This is a genomic window from Rothia mucilaginosa (assembly GCF_049990865.1).
GTDB classification, from domain to species: domain Bacteria; phylum Actinomycetota; class Actinomycetes; order Actinomycetales; family Micrococcaceae; genus Rothia; species Rothia mucilaginosa_I.
In genome coordinates this window covers 1,791,619-1,809,567 of record NZ_CP188231.1, presented here as the reverse complement: position 1 = coordinate 1,809,567, position 17,949 = coordinate 1,791,619, and the positions used below count along the sequence as shown (strand labels likewise).

The following is a 17,949-nucleotide window of genomic DNA, read 5'->3' as shown; positions in this document are numbered from 1 at the left end:
GTTAAATGGAGCGGCGCAGCGACAGGCCACGAACCGTCGCGTAGAAACCCTGTGCCTGCAGTGCGGCACGCAGCGCCTCCACCGGATGCTCCACAGCCTCGCCGGTGGAGGGACTCAGCGTGTGGGTGCCCAGCGTATGGGTGCTCAAGAGCTCCACATCGTTGACCTTCTCCACCGAAATCTTCTCCGCACCACCGGCGGACACCAGGCGCGCCAGGGCGGGGGCCGCCGCCTCCAGAAGTACCGGGTCGGTGGTGAAAGCCAGCAGGGTCTTCGCGCCGCGCTCCACGTACAGCACCGGGGCGCCGTCCACCAGCACCACGCAGGCGCCCGCCTTGCGTGCCGGGCGGTGCTTGACCACTCCCACACCCTCGCCCGCAAAGGACGGAATCGCGGGCCAGCTCAGCGCCGCACCGTACGGGTTCGCCGGGTCGGTCGCCGCCAATAGCGTCACCGTGAACGTGCCGTACACCTGTTCCGTATCGGTGCGCTGCGGGGTGTAGGCGCTCGCACCGAACCCCTGCGGACCTGCGGGAATACTGAGGTTATCGGCGGTAGAACGCAGCAAATCCACGGTCGCGGGGGCGGCAAATTGCGCCGCACCCAAACCCTCAATAAAGTAGCCGCGACGCACCAGCGCACGATCCTCAGCCGCCGAATAAATCCGGTACAGCTGTGAGAACCCGCCGGCAGAATCCTCCACCTGCAGGCACCCGCGAGTCAGCACACCGTAGCGGTCCAGCAGCAGATCGGCGCGTGCGAGCGCCGCAACCGTCGCCTCCACCGGCTCCTGCAACAGCGTGTCCACGCGCGAGAAGCGGCCGCTATCCTGCGGGGCAATAGTGGGGGCGGTATGGAGCCCGCCGCGGAGGGAATTACCACGAAGGGAACGCAAGCCCCGCCCGGCGGCAGGGGCAGAGTAGCCGCTGGAACTATAGCTGTCAGCACTGTAGTTGTCAGCACTGTAACCGCCCGCCATGCCGTTACCCATGGAGGCGCGCGCCGCCGCAATACGACCCGCACCGCGGCGACCCACCCGCGACAGACGCGCGGGGGCAGCCGGGGTCGGATGCGCACTACGGACACCGGCAAGCATCGCCCGAACCGGCGCGAAACTATCGTTCGTCACCGCACCGGCCCACACCAGGCGCCACAGCGCCGCCGAAACCTCCGCCGCATCCGGGAAAGTCACCACCTGACCAGAAGGCGCCGCCGCGCTCATCAGCTGCGCCACCCGCTCACGCAGTGCCGGCACGAACAGGCCGCCGTGAGCCAGCGCCTCATAGATGGCGTGCTCGAGCGTGCCCGGGGTTTGTAGCGCCTCCCAGAGCTCCGGGTTCTCCGCGCGCACCAGCTGCTCCGGGTAGTCCTCGCCCAAGGTCAGCGAAGAACTCTCGCTCAAATGCAGGCGAATCCAGCCGTCAGACTTCTGCGCGCTACCGCTGCCGAGCTGGCCGGCGCCGGTGAAGAATACCCTGCCGCTGGCCATGAGTTCGTCCAGCATGTGCGGCTGGTAGCCGGGTACGCGCGCCGGAAGAATCAGCGTCTCCAGCGCGGAAGCCGGTACGCGCACACCCGCCAGCTGGTCGATGGCGGTGAGCAGATCCTCCGTGGAGGAGGCGGAGTCCTGGCTCGCATGGGTGGTGCCGTTTTCTGCGCCGTTTTCTGCCATCGGGTTGGGTGTCGCCGGGTTGAATGTCGCTGTGTCGAGGGGTGCCACCCTCTCACCCACCACCGTGGCGGCGCGGCGGGAGGGCATGAACGCACCGTAGGCGCTCGCCTCCGGCAGGGTCTGCGCAACCCGCACAGATAAAGAACGAACGTTCTGCCATGAGGGCAGGAAAACGCCATAGACCTGCGCCGATACCGGCTCAATCTCCTCACGCAACGCCGCCAGAGAACGGGCACGAATCGTGCGCAAAACCTGCGCATCCACCCACTCAACACCGACCGCTCCGGAGGCGCGCAGCACCTCGGGCAGGAACTCTCCAGAGCTTAGGCGGCGCTGCTGCTGAAGACGCTGCAACACCGGAGTCAGCACGCCCACACCCACCGGGGTCAGACGCGAAAAATGCTCCGCCGCCTGCTGCGCCGTAAAGGGAATATGGGTGCGCGCATAGCGAGAAACCAAATCCTCTAAAGGCTCCGCGACCGGCTCCAGGAGGGCAGTAGGAAGCGCCGTGGCGGGCATAATGCCCAGTCCATCGCGCAGGCGTGCGGCATCCTCAACCATCGCATAGTACAGTTGCGGCTCGGCGGAACCATCGGCGGCTCCCATGAACGAGAACGCGCGGCGTGAGCGCACCAGCTCCTCCGCCAGGGCGTGAGCCTCAGCCGTGCTGGCGTGCGCGCCGGAACCCTCGCCGTAGTGTTCAGAGTCCTTGTTTTCAGAGTCCTCGGCGCCGCCAAAATCTCCCGCGCCGAAATCCTCAACATCGTGTGCCGCAGTCTGCGCGGTGTCAGCCCGCAAGCGCAGACTCAACTCCCGCGCGCTCAACGGGCCCAGCTGACGCAAAAGATCCGCCACACCCTCCACACCGCAGGCACGGTAACGCTCACCCGTGCGCTGCAGACGCTGCTGAGTCTGCACTAGAACCGCCGGATCCAGCAGATCACGCAGACCGCTCGAACCCAGCAACTCAGCCAGCAGTGCCGGGTCCAGCGACAGCGCGGCGGCGCGGCGTTCGGCGGCGGGCGCATCGCCGTCGTAGAGGTGCTCGGCAACGTACTCAAAGAGCAGAGTGCGCGCAAAAGGCGAAGGGTCGTTCGTCTCAACCTCCAGCATGGACACCGCCCGAGACTGCAACGAACGGTGCATCTGAACCAGAGCCGGAACATCGTACACATCCTGCAGGCACTCGCGCGCCGTCTCCAAAAGCACCGGAAAATCAGGGTACTTACGCGCCACATCCAGCAGCTGCGCCGCACGCTGACGCTGCTGCCACAGCGGGGTGCGCTTACCCGGATCACGGCGCGGCAACAGCAGAGCACGCGCCGCATTCTCACGGAACCGAGACGCAAAAAGCGCCGAATCGCCCACGCGTTCGGTGACAATCGCCTCCAGCTCGTCCGGGTCGAAGAGGAACAGGTCAGCGCCGGGCGGCACATCCTCCATGGCGGGCAGGCGCAGAATCAGGCCGTCATCGCTCGCCATGACGGAGGCGTCCACCCCGTACCGCTCCTCAATGCGGGCGCGCACCGCCAGCGCCCAGGGTGCGTGCACCCCGTAGCCGAGCGGCGAGTGCAGGACCACACGCCAATCGCCCAGTTCGTCGCGGTGCCGCTCCACAATCATGCGGGTGTCGGAGGGGACCGCCCCGGTGGATTCGCGCTGCTCACGCAGGTAGGCGAGCAGGTTATCGACCGCCCAGGTGTCCAGTCCGAGCTGTTCGAGCTGCTGGCGGGCGGCGGCGCTATCGGTGGCATCCAGGCTGGAGAGGGCGCGCGTGAACGCACCCGTCTGCACACCCAGGGCGTAGGGGCGACCCATGCGGTCGCCGTGCCAGAAGGGCAGGCGCGCGGGCTGGCCGGGTGCGGGGGAGACCCGCACCGCGTCGTGCGTAATTTCTTCAATGCGCCAACTGCTCGCGCCGAGGGTAATGACCTCGCCAGCGCGGGATTCGTACACCATCTCCTCGTCGAGCTCACCCACACGCTTGGGGCCGCGCTCCTCATCGCCACTGACCAGGTAGACGGGGAAGAGCCCGCGGTCGGGAATCGTGCCGCCGCTGGTGACGGCGAGGCGCTGCGCACCCGGGCGACCCTCAATACTGCCGGAGGGCGCCTCCTCGGTGGGGGTGCGGTCCCAGATGATGCGCGGGCGCAGTTCGGCGAACTCGTCGGAGGGGTAGCGTCCGGCAAGCATTTCGAGCACGGAGTCGAAGAGGGCGCGCGGTAGTTCGGCGTAGGGTGCGCTGCGGCGTAGCGCCTCGTACCAGGAGTCCACGCTGATGGGGCCCAACGCGCAGGCGGCGACGGTCTGTTGCGCGAGTACGTCCAGGGGGTTGGTGGGGATGGTGAGCGGCTCGAGGGTTCCACTGCGCATTCCGGCGAGGGTGACTGTTGCACCGAGCAGGTCGCCGCGGTGCTTGGGGTAGAAGAATCCGCGCGAAATTTCGCCCACGCGGTGTCCGGCGCGACCCACGCGCTGCAGTGCGGAGGCGACCGAGGGAGGGGCTGACACCTGAATTACGAGGTCCACGTGGCCCATGTCGATGCCCAGTTCCAGGGAGCTGGTGGCAACCACGCAGCGCAGGGTTCCGCCCTTGAGCGCCTCCTCGATGAGGGTGCGCTGTTCCTTGGATACGGAGCCGTGGTGCGCGCGGGCGAGCGGCGGCACTTCGGTGATGTCGCAGATGCCTGCCGCGTAGTCTTCGGGGTCGATTCCCTGCTTCGCGAGGACGCGGCGCAGGTGAATATCGTTGAGCGCCGCGGTGAGCTTTTCCGCTAGTCCACGTGAGTTAACGAAAACAATCGTAGAACGGTTGTTCTCAATATGGTCGACGATGCGCTCCTGCACACGCGGCCAGATGGAAGTCTCGGGACGCTCTCTATCGGGGGCGTCTCGCAATGCATCTTCCGGGATTGTGAGTGTATTTTTAGGCGCGGCGTTATCGCCCTGTTGCGCCGGGTGTGCCTGCCCGGTTTCTTGGCTGGTTTCCTGTCGGGTTTCTAGTTCGGTTTCCTGTCCGGGGAACACACCAATGGCATCTTCGAGGGTGTAGGGCGCGTTCGCCGGGGTATTTACGGCACTGGAGGCAGGCTGTGCCGTGCCCTGCGGCGAACCGGCAGAAGCTGAGCCCCCGCCGCCCGGCACCTCCGAGGGGGCGTAAAGTCCCTGCCCGTAGTCGTTGGCGCCTCCGAGTGCCGCCATATCGGGTACGGGCACGCTCAGGCGCAGGTCCCATTCTTTGGCGACCGGCCGGCTCATGATGGTCACCGGCTGAATGCCGCCGAGGAACCGGGCGACCGCCTCCGGGTTTTCGACGGTTGCGGAGAGGCCAATGCGCTGTGCGGGCTTTTCGAGGAGCGCGTCGAGGCGTTCGAGGGAGACCGCCAGGTGTGCGCCGCGTTTGGTGGCGGCGAGGTTGTGAATCTCGTCCACGATTACGGTGGTCACGCCCGCGAGGGTGTTGCGGGCGGCGCTGGTGAGCATGAGGTAGAGGGATTCGGGGGTGGTGATGAGAATGTCGGGCGGGTTGCTGATGAGTTGGCGGCGTTCGCGTGCGGGGGTGTCGCCGCTGCGCACGCCCACGCTGATGGTCGGTTCGGTCGCGTTGTTTCCGCTTAGGCGGGTGATTCCGGTCAGCGGTGCGCGCAGGTTGCGTTCGACGTCGGCGCCGAGTGCTTTGAGGGGTGAGATGTAGAGGATGCGCGTGCCGCCTGCGGTTCCGGCTTCGTGTTCGCGGTGCAGGGCGTCGAGTGCCCAGAGGAAGGCGGCGAGGGTTTTGCCGGAGCCGGTGGGGGCGATGATGAGGGTGTTGTTGCCGTTGCGGATGCTCTCCCAGGCGCCTTCTTGGGCGGCGGTGGGTGCGCTGAAGGTGGCGCGGAACCAGTCGCGTACGGGGGTGGAGAAGTGGGAGAGTGCGTCGGTCATGTATCTATTATGGCGGGGTTTATGGTGTGCGCCTCTTGAATTGTTGGGGGCTGGGGGAGGAAGATGTGCTTGACAGGGTTTCTACAGAACATGTAATGTTTTACATGTAAAGTAATCGACTGAGAGAACAACCCAAAGGAGCCTCACCATGACCCGCCTGAACGACGAACAGCTCATCAACCTCTTCCACGAGCCGCGCACCGTCTCCTCCTTCACCGAGGAGCCCGTCACCGACGAGCAGCTGCGCCGCATCCAGGAGCTGACCTTCTACGGCCCCACCGCCTTCAACAGCCAGCCCCTGCGCATCACCTGGGTCAAGAGCCCTGAGGCACGCGAGCGCCTCGTCGCACACATGGCAGACGGCAACAAGGCAAAGACTCAGGCGGCACCGGTGACCGCGATTCTCTCCGCGGACGCAAACTGGGTAGAGCACGCTGACACCTTCAACCCCAACGCAGCCGGCTTCATCAAGAGCTACTACACCACCGAGGAGCTTGCCACCCCCGCCGCTGAGCTGAGCGCCCACCTGCAGGCAGGCTACTTCATCACCGCAATCCGTGCCCTCGGCCTGGACGCCGGCCCCATGACCGGCGCAGACTTCGCCGGCATCAAGAAGGAATTCTTCGCGGACAACGCAGAGATCCCCTTCCTGGTCGTCAACCTCGGCCACGGCGAGGCTCCCGCATACCCGCGCGGTGCACGCTTCAGCCATGAGGACGTCACCCGCTCCCTCTAAGAGCACGCGGATACGGCATCGCTAAACACTAGGCTTAAAAATAGTTCAAGGGCGGTTCCCCATCACGGGGAACCGCCCTTGAACTATAGGTGCACAAGTGAACTATAGGTCCACAAGAGGCGCCAGAGTATTCACATCTGCAACGCTACTTTAGCGGGCACCAAACTGACCCACCGACAGCTGCGGAACAGACGAGGAACACGCGGTCGTATCCAGCGGAACAATTACGCCGCCGGAACCCGAGGGAAGACCCACCAGGAAGCCCTGAACCGGGCGGCTACCGCAATCATCACCGAAGCGTGCCGGGTACACCGAACGCAGTATCGCGGTGGTGCTATCACCGGGGTTGAGGGTCACGCCCGCAGAGTTCATGTACTCATCGGAGGTGGAAGCCTCGCGACCCACCCAGGTTCCCGAAGGACCCGCATGCACCACCCGCGGGTAGCCGCGCAGGGTGCAGGCGGAGTTTGAGGAATTCTGGAAGTACAGGGTGTAGTTTCGGGCGCCGGGGGAGCCTTCTCCCACAGCAACCGAAATGTTCAGATCATCCAGATCGCACTGGGTTGGGCCCTCGGCAACAGTGTTGCTAGAGGAGCTAGAGGACTTCTCCGAGGAGTTCGAGGAATTAGAAGAATTCGACGAACCCGAAGAGCCGGAGGAGTTCGAGTGACCCGAAGAGTTGGAACCCGAGTGAGAAGACGAATCTGAGTTCTTCTGGGAATCCTGCTGAGAATCTGCAGAGCCCTCTGACTTGTTCTGATCGGAACCCTCGCGGGAGGAATCAGAAGAATGAGACTCAGAGTTCTGCTTCGACTCGTGAGTCTCGGTGTGGGAAGAAGACTCGGTGTGCTCAGAGGAAGATTCGCGGTGCTCCGCATCGGGGGAGTTCACCACGGTAATGGAGCCCGGGCTCACCGAAGGGGTAGCCCCGTCGGAGGCTACTCGAATCGTACCGGGCTTGACCGAAGCCGAAGCACTCGGCTGCGCCGAGGTGCCTTCAGCTTCCTGACCGGCCTGGGACGCGCCGCATCCACTGAGCGCGAGCACGCAACAGAGGAGGGTGGTTGATGCGAGTACCTGAGCCGATTTAAACATGATTACATCGCCGCCTGCATTTGAATTTCTGCTCCGTCCATACCGGGGGCGTACTCGACCTGGCAGCACAGGCGAGAGTATTCGTTGGCGACATCGTCGACCATGTCGAGCAGGTCCTGCTCAGCTTCGGTGCGTTCACCGGAAGCTTCGAAGTGCTCGGGGTCGATGAAGCCGTGGCAGGTAGCGCAGGATGCGTTACCACCGCAGGTTGCGAGGACCGGCACGCCGTTAGCCTGGAGGGCTTCCAGGAGGGTGTGGTGGTCTTCCCACTGAATGTCGTAGTTTACGCCTGCTTCGTCAGTGACCTTAATCGTTACGCCCATGCGTTCTCCTTCTTCTGTAGTGATGCGTTTCTATTGTAGAGGTAGGGGCTGTTATTCACCGTACTTTGTGGCGCATCCCCAACCCTACCGTCACGCATATCACGGGAACGCATATTAATTTTTATGCTGAATAGCATGTCTGTATTGTCCCCAGTCTACCCCGTATTGCCCTGACAACGCGGGATATAGGCATATATGAATACTGCCCCCAGATGCAAAGACATGCTGGGGGCAGTATAAAGAACCGGCACGCAGGCGCGCTTTAACGGTGACGAAGACCTACTCTGATTCCTTCTCCGTAGCCTTCTCGGCCTCCTGCTTTTCTGCGCTGTGGTGATTAGCATTCTGGATGCTTCCTCCGGGGCCGCGCACAATACCGCGCACACTATCGCGCGGATCGGCGTAGCGCAGGTCGATACCGAAGGTATTGCGGATCTGGCGTGCCGAGTTCAGGTGCCAGCGCTGCGAATCCGAGGGGGTCACGGAGGTGACCGCCTTCTGACCCGGAGCCAGCTTCTCGTGGCGAATATCGTAGTGCTTACCGCCCATGGTGATGGTGAAGCCGTGCTCCTGCAACAGCTGCACGAACGCATCCACATCGTGCGGGATCTTGCGGCCGCGCTGCCTCTTCGTGCCGCTCATCCTCGGCTGCGATTCGAAGGGGTTGCGGCTGGGCGCGGTGCCGCGACTAATACGAATAACCTGCTGATCGGAGTGCGAGAACTCCACCTGGTAGCCGTTGAGTGAGTACACGGTGCGGCTACTGCCGGGAATCGGGCGGCGGTCCTCAGCCTCATCAAGGATGCGGGCAATGTACTCGCCGGTCAGTCCGAGCGACTTGAGCTGAGCCTGAGCCTCGGGGGAGAGCTGGTAGCCTCCGGCGAGAGCCTGCAGCGGGCGTAGCGCGAGCACTTCGGCGGTCAGGGGGTTGAGCACCACCTGGTAGCCTTCCTCTTCATGCGTGTAGAGGGTGACTTCGCGGCCGTAGCGGTTCTCCTGCGCGCTTTCTTGAACCACGGTGCTTGCGGGGGATTCGATGATGTCCAGCAGCAGCTCGTAGGTGAGCCCGTGACGCATCATGTAATCCATCACGCCGGGGAGCACACCGTAGATGCGGCGGCGCGGCGGCACGTCACCGTAGAATTCCTTCTCGATGCGCGCGGCAATACGCTGGTTCTCCAGCGGCACCTCGGTCAGCGGAATGAGGCGCTGGTTGGAGGGGCGAATCTTGGCGCGTGCGGCGGCGGGCTTGGGTGCCTGACGGTACGCGTCTACGAGTGCCTGCTGCTGCTCCACGAATTCCTGGGCGATGAGCGGTAGGAGGGTGAAGTAGAGCTCTGCTGCTTCGGTCTTGAGCGCGCCGTTCTCATCGAGCAGGGAGGCGCCGTCCTTGGAGAGCAAATCCCACGGCTTATCGTGTGCAGGGCTCTCTTCGGTGCCCTGCTCATCGCGGTAACTATAGGCGGCGAGGGAGGCAAGCTCCTGCAGGCGAACGTACACCTCAAGAGGAACGGTAATCTGCTTAGCGGACATTATTTCTCCTCCTCGGTGATGTTTTCTGCCTGGGCTACTTGATGTTCTGCCTGCTTCGCCAGGGTATTACTGAGCTCTTCCAGCTGTGCCTTGCGCAGGTTCTCCGCGTGCAGAACATGGAAATCCGGGGTCTTCGCCAGAGCCAGAACGGTCCGCTCATCGGGTGAAATCGCAATTTCCAGACCCTGCGCCGCGTAGATGCGGGTCCAGCCTTCAGCCATGCGCACGCTTTCGGGGCTGCTCAGCGCCTGAAGCATCAGATCGAAAACGAACGGCGGGTTCTTCTTCAAGAAGATGCGGGCGCGCTCGCTGAATTCGAGTTCCAGGGCGTTGAGCGAGTTATATTTGCCCTGAGCCAGGGAGGTTTGTGCCGCCTCGTTGTAGTCGGCATCGTATTCGTCGATGACGGTGATGACTTCTGCGGAGGCGGTGTTCACGTCAACGCGGTAGTCGTCGTGCGTGAAGCGAATCGTCCAGTCGTTGATGCGTTCGGCTTCACCTTCGCGCAGGATGGTGCGCACGAGTTCTTCGCTGATGTTTTCGCGTTCGAGGCGGGCGCGCAGGCTCGGGCGCAGTCGGTAGCTGCGTTCGCGGTCCTCGGCGGTAATGGCGCGAGGTGCGGCGGCTACCGGTTCTGCTGCGGGCGCGCTCGGGGTGGACGCGGCAGGCATCGGTGCACCGGGTTTCGGCGCGGCAGGCTTTGGAGCGGTCGGCTCGGCTACGGGCGCGCTCGGCAACGACTGGCTGAGCACGGGCAACTCGTCAACAGGTGCCTGCTCGGTAGCTGCTGCCGACTGCGCGGCTTCTTCGGCTACCTGCTGCCGGACACGCAGACCCTCCAGGTACTCTTCGATACGCGGCGGGCGGTAGGTCAGCGTGGACTTGCGGAACATGCCGGGGGAGGGCGCACCGGGAGTCGGCACTGCTGGCTTGGGTGCTACAGATGTAGGAGCTGCGGGCTTCGGCGCCGCGGGGGCAACCGTGGCGGGGGTAGGTACAGGAACCGTCTTTTCTGCTGTTGCCTCTGCGGGTGCTTCCACAGGGGCTTCTGCCGGCACGCTGGGAGCCGGGCTGGGAGTCGGAGCGGGTGCCTGTGCCGCGCGGGCGGCAAAGAGTGCGGGAGAAGGCGCGGGCTTCGGCGCTACAGGCTTCGGCGCTGCGGGTTTGGGAGCGTCGGTTGTGCTCACCGCGGCATCCTCGCTAACTGCACCCTCGTTAGCCTCTGCAACGGGAGTCTCAGCCGTGGACTCTGCGGTAGCTTCGGCCGCCTGCAGGTCGTTCTGGTCCTCTTCACGAGGCGTACTGTTGCTGGGTTCCTCATCGCCGCGGCGTAGGGCGGCAACGAGTTCCTGGCGGGAAGTATAAGGAATAATTTCCTCGGGTGAGTCGATGTATCGGGGGAAATTCTCATAGAGAATCTTTGCCGCGGCCTCAAAGAGCTTTTCTGTGGTGGTGTTGGCGGCGGGTGCGCAGGGGCAGAGGAGCTCCTGGCGTTGCGCGTCATAGAGGGACCAGTGGGCGCATCGTTCGGTGGGCGGGAAGTAATCGAGTGTTCCCAAATCAGCAATATCGATGAGCGCACCTATCAGGGACTGCGGAATGGATAGCTGTGCCATAGTGCTCCTTTGCGTTGTCTTACTCTCCAACCTATGCGTGGAGGGTCCTCTTTCCATCCTAGGCGTTTTTTCGCGGGTGTGCCCCGGAGCACGTCATCTGGGAGCGTAAATCTGTGGATTCACAGGTTGGGGCGCTTTTTGACACAGCGGGGACAGCGTCAGGTGGTGGAGCGTCCTTGCTGCACCCCTATATAGGTATCTCTATGCGCTGTGGTTTCTGCGTGCCGCGCCGTCCGCCCTGAGTGCGGTGCCTTGTGCTGTACTCGGCGCTTTCGGTGGGGTACTTTTTGAGCGCATCTCTGGGCGCACAAAAAATCCCCGGTTCCGAAGAACCGGGGATCGGTGGTGCGCCCGAAGGGATTCGAACCCCCAACCTTCTGATCCGTAGTCAGATGCTCTATCCGTTGAGCTACAGGCGCATGTTCCTCGCTTTGGATTTCTTCAACCCGTCGCGGCAACAGGTACTACTATACGGATGTCCCAGAGGGTGTGCAAGCCGAAAAACTCGAAATTTGCCTAAAATCCCCTCCAAAAGACTCTCGAATACCCCGTTTTACCGCATGATTCCGGGGGTTTTGCGCTCCTAAAATTTTTTTAAAATATTTTTGTTCCGCCCCGAACTCTGCCCCGAAACCTACCTCAAGGACGCCCAAAACATCCGCCTAGACCCTGCAGAATCACCCCCAAAATCCTCCAAAAAATCTTCTCGCCCAAAGAATGTGATGCGCAGAACTTAAGAAATGGTGTCATAGAAAGCTCTGCAGACCATTAATGCGTTATTCTGTAAGCATCACGAGGAAGTGGAGACTGTCCAAGCGTGCATATTCACGATTATTTGCACGCTTGTAGTGTTTAACTGCTTCTTTGTTACCGCAGACCTATCCGGATCAACGTAGTATCCGGGCCACCGATTGAAGGGGAAAACGTCAATGGCTGACACCTCAACTCGTACTCTCTCTGCTGAGCTCGAAAAGGAGCTGCAGAGTGCACCCACTACCCACCAGGGCCTTCTGGATTGGGTTCGCGAAGTTGCGGCCCTGACCCAGCCCGCACACATCTACTGGGTCGATGGCTCCCAGGAAGAATACGACCGCCTGGCACAGGAACTGGTTGACGCCGGTACCTTTGTTCGCCTCAGCGATCACGAATTCCCGAACTCTTACGCAGCTTTCTCCGATCCCGATGACGTTGCACGTGTCGAGGAGCGCACCTTCATCTGCTCCGAGACTGAAGAAGGCGCAGGCCCGACCAACAACTGGCGCGACCCCGTCGAAATGAAGCAGACCCTGACCGGCCTGTTCGAGGGCTCCATGCGCGGCCGCACCATGTACGTTATTCCCTTCGTCATGGGCTCCCTGAAGGCTAAGAACCCCAAGATTGCTGTTGAGCTCAGCGACTCCGCATACGTTGTCTGCTCCATGCGCATCATGGCAACCATTGGTAAGGACGTTCTTGCCAAGCTGAACGAGACCAACGGCTTCTTCGTTAAGGCTCTGCACTCTGTCGGTGCACCCCTGGAGCCCGGTCAGGAAGATGTTCCCTGGCCCTGCAACCCCGAGAAGTACATCGTCCAGTTCCCCGAGACCCGCGAGATCTGGTCCTTCGGTTCCGGCTACGGCGGTAACGCACTGCTCGGTAAGAAGTGCTACGCACTGCGTATCGCATCCGTTATCGGTCGCGATGAGGGCTGGATGGCAGAGCACATGCTCATCCTGAAGGTCACCAACCCCGAGGGCAAGGTTCGCTACATCTCCGCAGCGTTCCCCTCCGCATGTGGCAAGACCAACTTCGCAATGATGGAACCCACCATTGACGGCTGGAAGGCTGAGATGGTCGGCGACGACATCGCATGGATCGAGTTCGACGAGAACCACCAGGCACGCGTGGTCAACCCCGAGGCTGGCCTGTTCGGCGTGGCACCGGGCACCGGCTACTCCACCAACCCGAACGCTATGAAGGCTATCGCCAAGGGCAACACCATCTTCACCAACGTTGCACTGACCGACGACGGCTCCGTCTGGTGGGAAGGCAAGACCGACGAGGCTCCCGCACACCTGACCGACTGGACCGGTAAGGACTGGACCCCCGAGTCCGGCCGCCCGGCAGCTCACCCGAACTCCCGCTTCTGCACCCCCGCATCCCAGGTCGACATGCTCGCTCCCGAGTACTACGACCCCGAGGGTGTGCCGCTGAGCGCTATCGTTCTGGGTGGTCGCCGCAAGACCACCATCCCCCTGGTTTCTGAGTCCGAGAGCTGGGAGCAGGGCGTGTTCCGCGCAGTTACCCTCTCCTCTGAGACCACTGCGGCTGCTAAGGGCGCTGTCGGCGTGATTCGCCGCGATCCGATGGCTATGCTGCCCTTCATCGGTTACAACGCTGGTGACTACTTCAAGCACTGGCTGGACCTGGGTAAGAAGCACGGCGCTGAGAACATGCCGAAGGTCTACTACGTCAACTGGTTCCGCCGCACCCCCGACGGCGGCTTCGCATGGCCCGGCTTCGGCGAGAACTCTCGTGTTGTGAAGTGGATCTTCGACCGCCTTGACGGCAAGGCTGGCGGCCAGGAGACCTTCCTTGGCACCGTTCCCACCAAGGAAGACCTGGACCTGACCGGTCTGGAAATCTCTGAGGACGAGCTGAAGGCTGCTCTGGCTGTCTCGAAGGAAGAATGGGCCGCTGAACTGCCCGGCATCGATGAGTGGCTGGCTAAGTTCGGCGACAAGCTGCCTGCCGAGGTTCGCGAGCAGCGCGATGCTTTGGCTAAGGCTCTGGAGGACTAAGACACTCCAGCTAATACCTACGGTATAGCGCTTTGAAGGAGCGGAATCTCCCGGTGAGATTCCGCTCCTTCCTTCCGTTGAGGGGAAATTTAAATCTCTACCAGTTGGGGGAACGATAAGTTTTCGCGCAAAGGCGTGAGTGTAAGGCTATGCAGTCCACTTGCTTTTGAGAAATACTTTAAGCTTCCCGCCGGGGTGGTTTGGGTACAGAAGCGGCTAGTTATAATTTCTTGCCCCCTCGCCGCCCCTATACAATGCCAATGTAAGATTTTTGAACGCGCACGGCTTTCACGAGCTGCGCATATCCACTGCTGCATGTATTGATATGTGGCGGCACGAGAGATGAGAAGGAGTATCCATGCGTTTGACAGCATTCTCGGATGTCTCGCTCCGCGTTCTGATGCTCCTGTCTGCTCTGGAGCCCGGTCAGAAGCTTTCCACCCAGAAGATCTCTGAAGGTGTGGACACCCCCTACAACCACGTGGCGAAGGCTGTAGCTTTCCTCGTGAACATGGGTTATCTGGACTCGACTCGTGGTCGTGCCGGTGGCGTCATGCTTTCCGATGCGGGTCGTTCTGCGACCGTCGGCACTATTCTTCGCGCTACTGAGGGTGATATCCCCATGATTGAGTGCGAGGATGAGAACGGCCACTGCCCCCTCGATAAGTTCTGTCGCCTGCGCAATGTGCTGGCGAAGGCGCGTGAGGCATTCTATGCTTCGGTTGATTCGGTGATCATTAGCGAGTTGACTGCCGGTGCGCGCCCCGTTGGCCCGGTGTTTGTTGAGCTGGGCTTTGGGCCTCCGGAGAACGCGTTGCCTGCCCGCTAGTTGTAAGGCGCTAGTCGTAAGTATTCAAGAGATACGTGATACCTGTGGAGCTTTCCGGTGGGAGGCTCCATAGAGTTTTTAACGCGGAGTTTGGGCGTTTCTGCGCTTGATGCGGGGGTTGCTAGGCGGTTCGCGCTGGGTATTCTCTAGGGTTTCTTGCGGGGTTTTAAGGGCATCGCGGGGGTATTTTTGACTCCGTCTGCGCGGTTGCCGGCACCTGCATGAACCCGGAAAATGTGCAGGAAATGCAAGATATTGCAAATTTGCTTTTCAAATACAGAAAATGTGACCATATTCATTTTTGCACTGTACTGCATACTTTCCGTAGTAAATATATTTCCGTGCCAGAATTTTTATGCACACTCCGGGGCTAGTCACGCGGCGAACTCAAAAACAGTGCTGAAAATATATAGTGTGACGCTCGGCTCTCTCTTTGAGTCAAGCTGAACCATAAGTCTCACCTAGCCCCCTCAATATCCCGCAGAAAGTGACCTGCACTCAGCGCAAACACCCCGCAAAATGCTACGGTAAGGGTGCTTTATAAACACTCTGTCACCAACTAAGCTGTCTGAGTGAATGCCCCGCAATACTGATATTGAGGGGCCTCGCCACAATGACCGAGGTGACCACACAGGAAGAAGGCACACACCGATGCTCTCCGAGAAGTCCCGCCCCATTATTGAGGCAACGCTGCCCATTATTGCTGAGCGCATTAACGACATCACCCCCGACTTCTACCGTCGAATGTTCGCCGCCCGCCCCGACCTGATGGACGGCATGTTCTCCCGCTCCTCCCAGCTTGAAGGCACTCAGCCTCGCGCACTGGCTGGCTCCATCGCAGTATTCGCTTCCTACATTGTCGAGCACCCGGACTCCTACCCGGACGAGGTCCTCTCCCGCGTTGCACACAAGCACGCATCCCTGGGCCTGAAGGAAGAAGAGTACCCCACCGTCTACAAGTACCTCTTCGAGGCAATCGCCGCTAACCTGGGCGACCTGGCTACCCCCGAAATTGTTGAGGCATGGACCGAGGTCTACTGGCTCATGGGCAACGCCCTCATCAAGCTGGAGAAGGGCCTGTATGCTTCCCAGGCAAACGACGTCATGTTCGCACCCTTCAAGCTCGTTGACCGCAAGGAGACCGGTGAGAACGTCGTAGTTCTGACCTTCGAGCCCGCCGACGAGACCCCCATGACCGAGTCCAAGGGTGGCCAGTACATCTCCATCGTCGTTCCCGCACGTGACGGCCTGCGCCAGGCACGCCAGTACACCCTGCTGCCCAGCGAAAAGAACCAGCGCCGCATCGCTGTGAAGCTCGACCCCAACGGCGAGATGACCTCCATCCTGCACGAGCTGGAAGTCGGCGCAGTCGTCGAAATCTCCAACCCCTACGGTGACCTGACTCTGGATGGCTTTGGCGACCCTGAGGCGCCCCTGTACCTCTTCTCCGCAGGCATCGGCACCACCCCCATGCTCAGCTTCCTCTCCGAGCTGGCTGAGAAGGGCTCCGAGCGCCCTGTGACCGTGGTCCACGCAGACCGCACCCTGGACACCTGGCCCCTGCGCGAAGAGCTCACCGAGCTCGTCGGCAAGCTGCCCAACGCACGCCTCGTATCCTTCATCGAGGGCGAAGGTGGCGACTTCACCGGCCGCGTCGACGTATCCAAGCTGGATGTTCCCGCCAACGCTAATGTTTACCTCTGCGGCCCGCTGCCCTTCATGCAGGGCGTACGCTCCGCACTGGTGGAGGCAGGCGTTCCCGGCAAGAACATCAACTACGAGATCTTCGGCCCCGACCAGTGGATGCTCCACGACCAGGCACGCGAGGCGTAAAAACCCCGTAAGCCGGCTCGTCCGCTAGGTTTCTTAAACCCGGCTAGGTTCTTTGCTCTTAGGCAGAAGAACCTAGCCGGGTTTAGAACTTAAGAAAAAGATCCCGCCCGCAGAAGTAATCTGCGGGCGGGATTTTTAGTAGCTAGCTAGTGCTTAGCCCTGGCGAACCAGAGCCAGAACCTCATCGCGGACGCGCTCCATGGTCGCAACATCCGGTGCCTCAAGGTTCAGGCGCAGGAAAGGCTCAGTGTTCGAAGGACGCAGGTTAACCCACCAACCCTCTTCGGTGTTGGTGAAGGTAGTGCCGTCGGAGTCCTCAACAACCACGGGAGCGTTAGCGTAGTGTGCACGCACGCGGTCCACTGCGGCTGCCTTGTCTTCAATCTCGGAGTTAATCTCGCCGGAGGCAACGTACGGGGAGTACTTTGCGCTGATCTCGGAGAGGGGCTCGTCGCCGCCGCCCAGGGCTGCCAGCACGTGCATAGCGGCCAGCATACCGGTATCGGCGTTGAAGAAGTCCTTGAAGTAGTAGTGAGCGGAGTGCTCGCCACCGAAAACGCCGTTCTCCTTAGCCATAACAGCCTTGATGAAGGAGTGGCCCACGCGGGTCTTCACTGCGCGGCCGCCCAGCTTCTCAACCAGCTCAGGAACAGCCTTCGAGGTGATCAGGTTGTAGATGATGACGGGCTCTTCGTTACCCTCTGCCTTCGCGCGAGCAATCTCGCGCTCAGCAACCAGAGCGGTCACAGCCGAAGGAGTGACGGGTTCACCCTTCTCATCGATGACGAAGCAACGGTCAGCGTCACCGTCAAATGCCAGACCAATGTCAGCACCGTGCTCAACAACAGCCTTCTGCAGGTCAACCAGGTTAGCCGGCTCCAGCGGGTTAGCCGGGTGGTTCGGGAAGGTACCGTCCAGCTCGAAGTACAGGGGAACGATTTCCAGGGGCAGGCCCGGCAGGATGGTGTCGCCCAGAACAGCGGGAGTGGTCATACCACCCATGCCGTTACCAGCGTCAACAACAACCTTCAGGGGGCGGATGGAAGACAGGTCCACCAGCTTGCGCAGGTACTCTGCGTAGGGCTTGAGGATGTCCTTCTCAGAAACGGTGCCGACCTTCTCGACCGAAGGAATCTCGCCGGCGTCCAGGTACTTCTGAGCCAGGTCACGGATATCGAACAGACCGGACTCGGAGGACAGCGGAACAGCGCCAGCCTTAGCCATCTTCATGCCGTTGTACTCTGCGGGGTTGTGGCTAGCGGTGAAGGTAACACCGGCAGCGTTCTCAACGCCACATGCGAAGTACAGAACGTCAGTGGAGATCAGACCGATCTTCTCAACATTTGCACCGCGAGCGGTTGCACCCTGGGCGAATGCATCCATGAATTCGGGGGAGGAGGGGCGCATGTCGCCACCGACCAGAATGGTCTGGCCCTCCAGGCCCAGAACGTCTACGAAAGCCGCGCCAGTTGCGCGAACAGTCTCTGCGGTAATGGTCTCGCCGACGATGCCACGCACGTCGTACGCTTTGAATGAGTCATGTAGATTAATAGTAGTCACGCCTTTTATTTTAGCGGTAAAGAAGTGTAACTAGCCTCTATAATGGGC

10 protein-coding genes and 1 tRNA gene are annotated in these 17,949 nt (G+C 61.4%); 4 read left to right on the top strand and 7 right to left on the bottom strand.

All coding sequences use genetic code 11. The features are described from left to right. Position 1: 1 nt before the first annotated feature. Positions 2-5,596 (bottom strand): DEAD/DEAH box helicase, encoded by a 5,595-nt coding sequence (locus tag ACP3RB_RS07055; RefSeq protein ID WP_426698892.1) that lies wholly within the window; start codon positions 5,594-5,596, stop codon positions 2-4. A 148-nt stretch (positions 5,597-5,744) separates the two neighbouring features. Between ACP3RB_RS07055 and ACP3RB_RS07050 the strand changes: the two genes are divergently transcribed. Continuing rightward, the gene (locus tag ACP3RB_RS07050; protein WP_426698891.1) at positions 5,745-6,332 is read left to right on the top strand and encodes a malonic semialdehyde reductase; all 588 of its coding nucleotides are present in this window, start codon (positions 5,745-5,747) and stop codon (positions 6,330-6,332) included. A 150-nt stretch (positions 6,333-6,482) separates the two neighbouring features. Here ACP3RB_RS07050 and ACP3RB_RS07045 read toward each other — a convergent pair whose 3' ends face one another. The 5 genes from ACP3RB_RS07045 to ACP3RB_RS07025 form a co-directional block, all read right to left on the bottom strand. After that, the gene (locus tag ACP3RB_RS07045; RefSeq protein ID WP_426698890.1) at positions 6,483-7,427 is read right to left on the bottom strand and encodes a DUF4232 domain-containing protein; all 945 of its coding nucleotides are present in this window, start codon (positions 7,425-7,427) and stop codon (positions 6,483-6,485) included. A 2-nt stretch (positions 7,428-7,429) separates the two neighbouring features. Further along, positions 7,430-7,750, bottom strand: a complete 321-nt coding sequence (locus ACP3RB_RS07040) for a 2Fe-2S iron-sulfur cluster-binding protein (RefSeq protein ID WP_005507166.1) — start codon at positions 7,748-7,750, stop codon at positions 7,430-7,432. A 279-nt stretch (positions 7,751-8,029) separates the two neighbouring features. Continuing rightward, on the bottom strand, positions 8,030-9,283 hold the full coding sequence (locus tag ACP3RB_RS07035) for a cell wall biosynthesis glycosyltransferase (RefSeq protein WP_426698889.1): 1,254 nt from the start codon (positions 9,281-9,283) through the stop codon (positions 8,030-8,032). Beyond that, complete coding sequence (locus ACP3RB_RS07030) at positions 9,283-10,899, bottom strand: DNA repair protein (RefSeq protein ID WP_315342353.1); 1,617 nt, start codon at positions 10,897-10,899, stop codon at positions 9,283-9,285. Before ACP3RB_RS07030 ends, ACP3RB_RS07035 begins: the two co-directional genes overlap by 1 nt. A gap of 343 nt (positions 10,900-11,242) precedes the next feature. Continuing rightward, positions 11,243-11,318 (bottom strand) — tRNA-Arg (locus ACP3RB_RS07025). A gap of 510 nt (positions 11,319-11,828) precedes the next feature. Here ACP3RB_RS07025 and ACP3RB_RS07020 point away from each other — a divergent pair. From ACP3RB_RS07020 to ACP3RB_RS07010, 3 genes are all read left to right on the top strand, one after another. Next, on the top strand, positions 11,829-13,679 hold the full coding sequence (locus tag ACP3RB_RS07020) for a phosphoenolpyruvate carboxykinase (GTP) (RefSeq protein WP_426698888.1): 1,851 nt from the start codon (positions 11,829-11,831) through the stop codon (positions 13,677-13,679). A 358-nt stretch (positions 13,680-14,037) separates the two neighbouring features. Further along, positions 14,038-14,508: an RrF2 family transcriptional regulator gene (locus ACP3RB_RS07015; protein ID WP_060823933.1), complete on the top strand. Its 471-nt coding sequence runs from the start codon at positions 14,038-14,040 to the stop codon at positions 14,506-14,508. Positions 14,509-15,159: 651 nt separating this feature from the next. Then, positions 15,160-16,341 (top strand): FAD-binding oxidoreductase, encoded by a 1,182-nt coding sequence (locus tag ACP3RB_RS07010; RefSeq protein WP_426698887.1) that lies wholly within the window; start codon positions 15,160-15,162, stop codon positions 16,339-16,341. 153 nt (positions 16,342-16,494) lie between these two features. On the opposite strand, the gene ACP3RB_RS07005 is transcribed toward ACP3RB_RS07010, so the two are convergent. Then, positions 16,495-17,901: a phosphomannomutase/phosphoglucomutase gene (locus ACP3RB_RS07005; protein ID WP_294645256.1), complete on the bottom strand. Its 1,407-nt coding sequence runs from the start codon at positions 17,899-17,901 to the stop codon at positions 16,495-16,497. Between the last annotated feature and the right edge of the window lie 48 nt (positions 17,902-17,949).

Bases quoted from the DNA above. Each gene is read 5' to 3' on its own strand.
- ACP3RB_RS07035 (WP_426698889.1), bottom strand. From the start codon at position 9,283: ATGTCCGCTAAGCAGATTACCGTTCCTCTTGAGGTGTACGTTCGCCTG.
- ACP3RB_RS07030 (WP_315342353.1), bottom strand. From the start codon at position 10,899: ATGGCACAGCTATCCATTCCGCAGTCCCTGATAGGTGCGCTCATCGAT.
- ACP3RB_RS07045 (WP_426698890.1), bottom strand. From the start codon at position 7,427: ATGTTTAAATCGGCTCAGGTACTCGCATCAACCACCCTCCTCTGTTGC.
- ACP3RB_RS07040 (WP_005507166.1), bottom strand. From the start codon at position 7,750: ATGGGCGTAACGATTAAGGTCACTGACGAAGCAGGCGTAAACTACGAC.
- ACP3RB_RS07055 (WP_426698892.1), bottom strand. From the start codon at position 5,596: ATGACCGACGCACTCTCCCACTTCTCCACCCCCGTACGCGACTGGTTC.
- ACP3RB_RS07015 (WP_060823933.1), top strand. From the start codon at position 14,038: ATGCGTTTGACAGCATTCTCGGATGTCTCGCTCCGCGTTCTGATGCTC.
- ACP3RB_RS07010 (WP_426698887.1), top strand. From the start codon at position 15,160: ATGCTCTCCGAGAAGTCCCGCCCCATTATTGAGGCAACGCTGCCCATT.
- ACP3RB_RS07050 (WP_426698891.1), top strand. From the start codon at position 5,745: ATGACCCGCCTGAACGACGAACAGCTCATCAACCTCTTCCACGAGCCG.
- ACP3RB_RS07020 (WP_426698888.1), top strand. From the start codon at position 11,829: ATGGCTGACACCTCAACTCGTACTCTCTCTGCTGAGCTCGAAAAGGAG.